This window comes from Candidatus Neomarinimicrobiota bacterium (assembly GCA_041862535.1).
Classification (GTDB): domain Bacteria; phylum Fidelibacterota; class Marinisomatia; order SCGC-AAA003-L08; family TS1B11.
Window position 1 is genome coordinate 1 of the sequence record JBGVTM010000344.1, and the last position, 5,564, is coordinate 5,564.

Annotated in this window: 4 protein-coding genes; all 4 read left to right on the forward strand. The window is 58.5% G+C overall.

The features are described from left to right. Positions 1-178: 178 nt before the first annotated feature. A complete protein-coding gene (gene obgE / locus ACETWG_12415) occupies positions 179-1,207 on the forward strand; it encodes a GTPase ObgE (GenBank protein MFB0517391.1) in 1,029 nt (342 codons plus the stop codon). Continuing rightward, complete coding sequence (locus tag ACETWG_12420) at positions 1,197-3,851, forward strand: M14 metallopeptidase family protein (GenBank protein MFB0517392.1); 2,655 nt, start codon at positions 1,197-1,199, stop codon at positions 3,849-3,851. Before obgE ends, ACETWG_12420 begins: the two co-directional genes overlap by 11 nt. A gap of 177 nt (positions 3,852-4,028) precedes the next feature. Then, positions 4,029-4,949 carry a DNA-processing protein DprA gene (dprA, locus tag ACETWG_12425; GenBank protein ID MFB0517393.1) on the forward strand — a complete coding sequence of 307 codons (921 nt, stop codon included), beginning with the start codon at positions 4,029-4,031 and terminating at the stop codon, positions 4,947-4,949. A 150-nt stretch (positions 4,950-5,099) separates the two neighbouring features. Then, positions 5,100-5,564: SLC13 family permease (locus ACETWG_12430; protein MFB0517394.1), on the forward strand; the 465-nt coding region annotated here is incomplete at its 3' end.

The following is a 5,564-nucleotide window of genomic DNA, read 5'->3' on the forward strand; positions in this document are numbered from 1 at the left end:
TCATCAAGGCCGGTGCGGTCATCTCATTCTTAATTCTTCATTCTTCAGTATTCAATCTTCAATCGACAATCAACATTCAACATTCCCTGTCCCCGTATGCTAAATGGCAAGTGCGACTCCGCCTACCCGACCGCCCTCCCATATCGTAACTTCCCGCCAACTTAAGCATTCCATCCCCATGTTCATCGATTATGCCCGGATCATTGTCAAGGCCGGTGACGGCGGCCACGGAATGATTGCTTTCCGGCGGGAGAAGTTCGTGCCCCGGGGCGGGCCTTCCGGCGGCGATGGGGGGCGCGGGGGAGACGTTATCTTCAAAGTTGACCCCCAGCTGGCAACTCTCCAGGACGTTCACTATCACCGCACCTACAGGGCCGGGCGGGGTCGGCACGGCTCAGGCAGCAACAAGCATGGCGCTGATGGTAAGACCGTTATCGTACCAGTGCCGCCCGGTACAGTGGTGAAGAATGCTGAGACCCACGAAGTACTGGCAGACCTCTCCGAGCCCAGGCAGACCTTTGTAGCTGCAAGAGGTGGCGCCGGGGGTTTCGGCAACGCCCACTTCAAGACGTCCCGCAACCAGAGCCCCCACGAGGCCACCAATGGTGAGCCGGGGGAGGAACGAGAGCTGGAACTGGAGCTTAAGGTCCTGGCTGACGTGGGGCTGGTGGGCTTCCCGAACGCCGGGAAAAGTACCCTGCTGTCACGCCTGTCAAGGGCCCACCCCAAAATCGCCGACTACCCCTTTACCACCCTTGAGCCCTACCTGGGCATCGTTAAGGCGGGTGAGTACCGCAGCTTCGTTATGGCCGACATCCCCGGACTGATCGAGGGGTCCAGTAAGGGTAAGGGTAAGGGGATCCAGTTCCTCCGGCATATCGAGCGCACGCGCCTGCTGCTGTTCCTCATCGATGCCACGCTGCCCGTGCCCCCGGAAGAACAGCTGCGGGTTCTGCGGCAGGAACTGGAAGCCTACCTGACACACCTGTCGGATCGTGAGGCGCTGGTGGTGCTCACCAAGCAGGATGCCTGGAGCGAGCCCCCGGACTCGGCCGCGCTGGAGCGGGAAGGGCACCGGGTGGTGAGCATCTCGGCAGTCTCAGGGTATGGGCTTGGAGAGCTGGTACGCCTCATTGATGCTGAACTGGAACGCCGGCGGCAGCAGGAAGCCGCGGCCGTGGAGGAGGATAAACCCTATGACCTGTAGAGCGCTGCTCTTGGTACCTGTTCTCATGACTGCCCTGTGGGCCGATGCTCCCATCAGGGATTGGATACCTGGGACCGACTACGATCCGGCCATTCCCACTTATACCGAGAGCCTGGGATATACCCCCGGCGAAGCCCTCACCACCCACCGGGAAATGCTCCGCTACCTCCAGACCCTGGCGGCCGCCAGCGATAAGGTTATTATGCGGACCTATGGCCGGAGCTACCAGGGTAGAGACCTGGTAACCGTGGTTATATCCAGTCTGGAACATATGGCTAGGCTGGATCAAATCGTGGCTGATTTGCAAGTCCTGACTGATCCCCGGCGGTCCGCTGAACGCGATAGGATTCTGGAGCAGACGCCTGCCGTAGTTTATCTGGCTTACAGTGTGCACGGCGACGAGCACTCCACCACCGAGGCGGCCCTGCTGACGGCCTACCACCTGGCTTCCGATCTCTCCGAGCAGACGCGGAAAGTACTGGACAACACGGTGGTGGTCATTGACCCCCTGCAGAATCCCGACGGCCGCATGCGCTTTATCAGCTTCTGGGAGAACACCCAGGCCTTACCCTCCAATCCCGATCCCAATGCCGTGGAGCACAACCAGGGGTGGATCAGCGGCCGCACCAACCATTACCTGTTTGATCTGAATCGTGACTGGTTCCCGCTAACCCAGCGGGAGAGTCAGGATAAAATTAAAGAAGTACTGTACTGGAATCCTCAGGTGTTGGTGGACTTTCACGAGATGGGCTATCAGGCCACTTACTATTTTCCGCCCCCGGCTGAGGCTATCAACCGCAACATACCAGCCCAAACCCTGTCGTGGTGGGAAGTATTTGGCAGGGCTAACGCCCGGGCCTTTGATGCCCGTGGCTGGACTTATTTTACCCAGGAAGTCTTCGATGCTTTCTATCCCGGCTACGGTGATTCGTGGCCGGCTTTCAACGGGGCGGTGGGGATGACCTATGAGCAGGCATCGTCCGAGGGGCAAGAAATCGAGCGCCCTGACGGTACCATTCTGACGCTGAAAGAAGCCATCCAGCATCACTTTGTCAGCGGCGTCACCACCGTGGCCACAGCAGCCGATAACCGCCGCCAGCTGCTGCGGGATTTCAGCCGGCATTTTCAGAAAGGCATGGATCAGGGGAGTTCGGGAGAAGTCCGGGAGTACATCCTGCCGGTTTCGCCGGAGAGCCGGGTGAACCTGGATCTGGCGGCTGTCCTCCAGCAATTGGGAATCGAAATCCGGCAGGCGCAGGAGTCATTTTCCAACCGGCAGTTGGCGACCTTCCGGGGCCAGTCGCTAAGCCGAAAGACCTTCAACAAAGGCACCCTGATCATTCCCACTGCCCAGCCGCGCTATGTGCTGCTAAAAGCCCTCATTGAGCCTGACACGCCCATGGATGAGGCTTTCATCAAAGAGGAGCTGCAGCGGCATAAGGAGCGTCTTCCCGATCGCATCTACGACGTTACGGCCTGGTCGCTGCCCTTTGCCTACGACGCCACGGTTTACCTCGCTGGAGAGCCCTCCAAGGTCAAGACGAGGCCTTATGATGCTTCAGTTGGAATCTCAGCGCCCGGCAGGTTGACTGCTGACACCGAAAATATATATGCCTACCTCATTCCCTATACCAGCCATCATGCCCTGGCGGCACTGGCCCGTCTCTGGCGGGAAGGGGTGAAGGTCCATATCAGCCGGGAACCATTCAGCCAGAATGGCCGCTCCTTTCCCCGGGGGAGCCTGGTGGTATTTCCTGCCAACAATGGACCCGAGCTGCCCCAGGTGATGGATCAGGTGGCCCAAACCTACCCGCTGGACATCGTAGCTACTACCACCGGCTGGATGGATAAAGGGGTGAACCTGGGGAGCATGAACGTGGTGTTCCTGAAGCAGCCGAAAGTGCTGCTCCTCTTCCCGGACCGGCCCGTTTCCGCCTACAGCTACGGGGCTACCGCCTGGCTTATGGAACAGGTCTATGGCCTGCCTTTCACGTCGCTGTGGCCCGCTCAACTGAGGCAGCTGGACCTGTATGAATACGACGTGCTGGTTCTGCCGCATGCCTGGGGCAATTACCGAGACGCTTTAGGCGACGAGTTGATGATCAAGGTCAAAGCGTGGCTACAAGCGGGTGGCACGGTCATCGGTCTGAAAGGGGGTGCGGCGTTTCTGACTGGCGCTGAATTGGAATTGACTTCCGTCGTATTGGTGGATGATGTACGCCCGGAGGAACAGACCCGGGAGAAAATCAAGAAACGTCGCGAAGAGAAGGAACAGATCGCCTATGAATTTCGACCCAAAGCGATTCCCGGTGCTATTTTTGAAGTACACCTGAATGGGTACCATTATTTAACTTATGGGTATGATGATAACACCTATGTGCATATCCAGTCCAGTTATATTTTCCTTCCCAGTGAGGACGGCATCAATGTGGCGGTCTTTCCCGAGGGTGGTGGTATGGTGAGTGGTTTTGCGTGGGACGGCGCTGATGCCCAGCTGTCTGACAAGGTCTACCTCGTGGATGAGCACGTTGGGAATGGTCATGTGATTCTGTTTGCCGATGATCCCAACTTCCGGGGGTATTGGCGTGGGCTGAGTAAACTGTTCATGAATGCGGTGATGCTGTCGCTCTCACTTAACCGCTAAGGGGACCGGCCACTGATTCCAGAAGACGTCATCATAACCCTTTGTGAGGTACCCGGTCTGGGAACCCGGAAGGTACGGGCCATACTGAACACCTACCCGGATATCACCGGCTGGCGGGATCTGCTGCAGCGGGACCTTAATCGAGTTGAGGGGATCTCAAGCACCCTGATCGAGCGGTTGCAGGCGACGGAACCTGACCTCGGACTTGTTATCCTTGAAAAGCTGTCCCGTCTCGATTCCCGCTATGTCCACTATTGGCATGAAGAATATCCCAGCCAACTGAAGGCGGTCTATGATGCCCCGGCGGGGCTGTACCTCAGGGGAGCAGGCAGCCTGCAAGTAGATTTCCTGGCGGTGGTGGGTACCCGTCAGCCCACCACCTATGGCCGGGAGCAGACCCGTCGCCTGTGCCACGAACTCGTGGCCGCCGGACTGGGCATTGTAAGCGGCTTCGCCCGGGGGATTGATACCGCCGCCCATCGAGCGGCACTTGAGATGGGGGGGAATACCATCGCCGTGCTGGGGTGTGGGGTGGACGTGGTCTATCCCATGGAGAACCGCAAGCTCTACCAGGAATTGCTCGCGAAAGGACTGGCAGTATCGGAATACCCTCCCGGAACCAGCCCGGACGGCCACCACTTCCCCCAACGTAATCGCATCATCAGCGGCCTTGCACTGGGTGCCTTGGTTACGGAAGCGGGGAAGGGCAGCGGCGCCCTGATTACGGCCTACCATGCCCTCGATCAAAACCGGGAGGTCTTCGCCCTGCCTGGTCGGGTGGATAGCGCCAAGTCCGCCGGCTGCCACGAGCTCATTCAAAAGGGCGCCAAGCTGGTGGGAAGGGTGGAGGATATCCTTTCGGAGCTGATCCCACCCTACAGCGCTCAGCCGGGCCAGCAGGTGGACCTCCTGCGGGAGGTGGACCTCACCGATCCCGAGCGTGAAGTCCTGGACTATCTGCAGCGTGAGCCTGTTCTTGTCGATAAGATCGCGGAGGAGCTGCACCGGGACATCTCTGAGCTGCTGGGTGTGCTTCTGCACCTGGAGATGAAAGGGCTGGTGGTCCAGTCGGCGGGGAAGCGCTTTGCGCGGGCGTGAGTAGGCAATAAACCGATGAATCGGTTTTCTGTTTTCTTTAAATACTCCATACTAGCCCACGATTTTCCCGGAGGGACTCCTCTGGAGCAATCGTGGGAAATAGGAAAGCAGACAGGACAATAACCATTTCAATGGGTTCAAAGAATTTTTATGACCACCATCCCCCTTCGCCGCGTCGCTAAATGGTCGGGGCCCATCGCGGCCCTGCTAGTGATCCTGCTGGTGGACCTTGATCCCGAAAATCCCGCCACCACCTATACCGCCGCCGTAGCTCTCTGGATGGCCATCTGGTGGCTCACCGAGGCGGTGCCCCTGGCAGCCACGGCCATTTTACCGGTGGTAGTGTTCCCGATTCTCAAAGTCATGCCTGGCAGTGAGGTGGCCAGCCTTTATTTCAATAATGTTATTTTCCTATTCCTCGGTGGCTTTATAGTGGCGCTGGCCATGGAGCGCTGGCAGCTGCACCGACGCTTGGCCTTGAGTATCATCGCCGGCCTGGGGGGGAGCCCACGAAGGCTCCTGTTGGGATTCATGGTGGCTACAGCCTTCCTGTCCATGTGGATATCCAATACAGCCACCACCATGATGATGGTACCTATCGCCATGGGGGCTCTG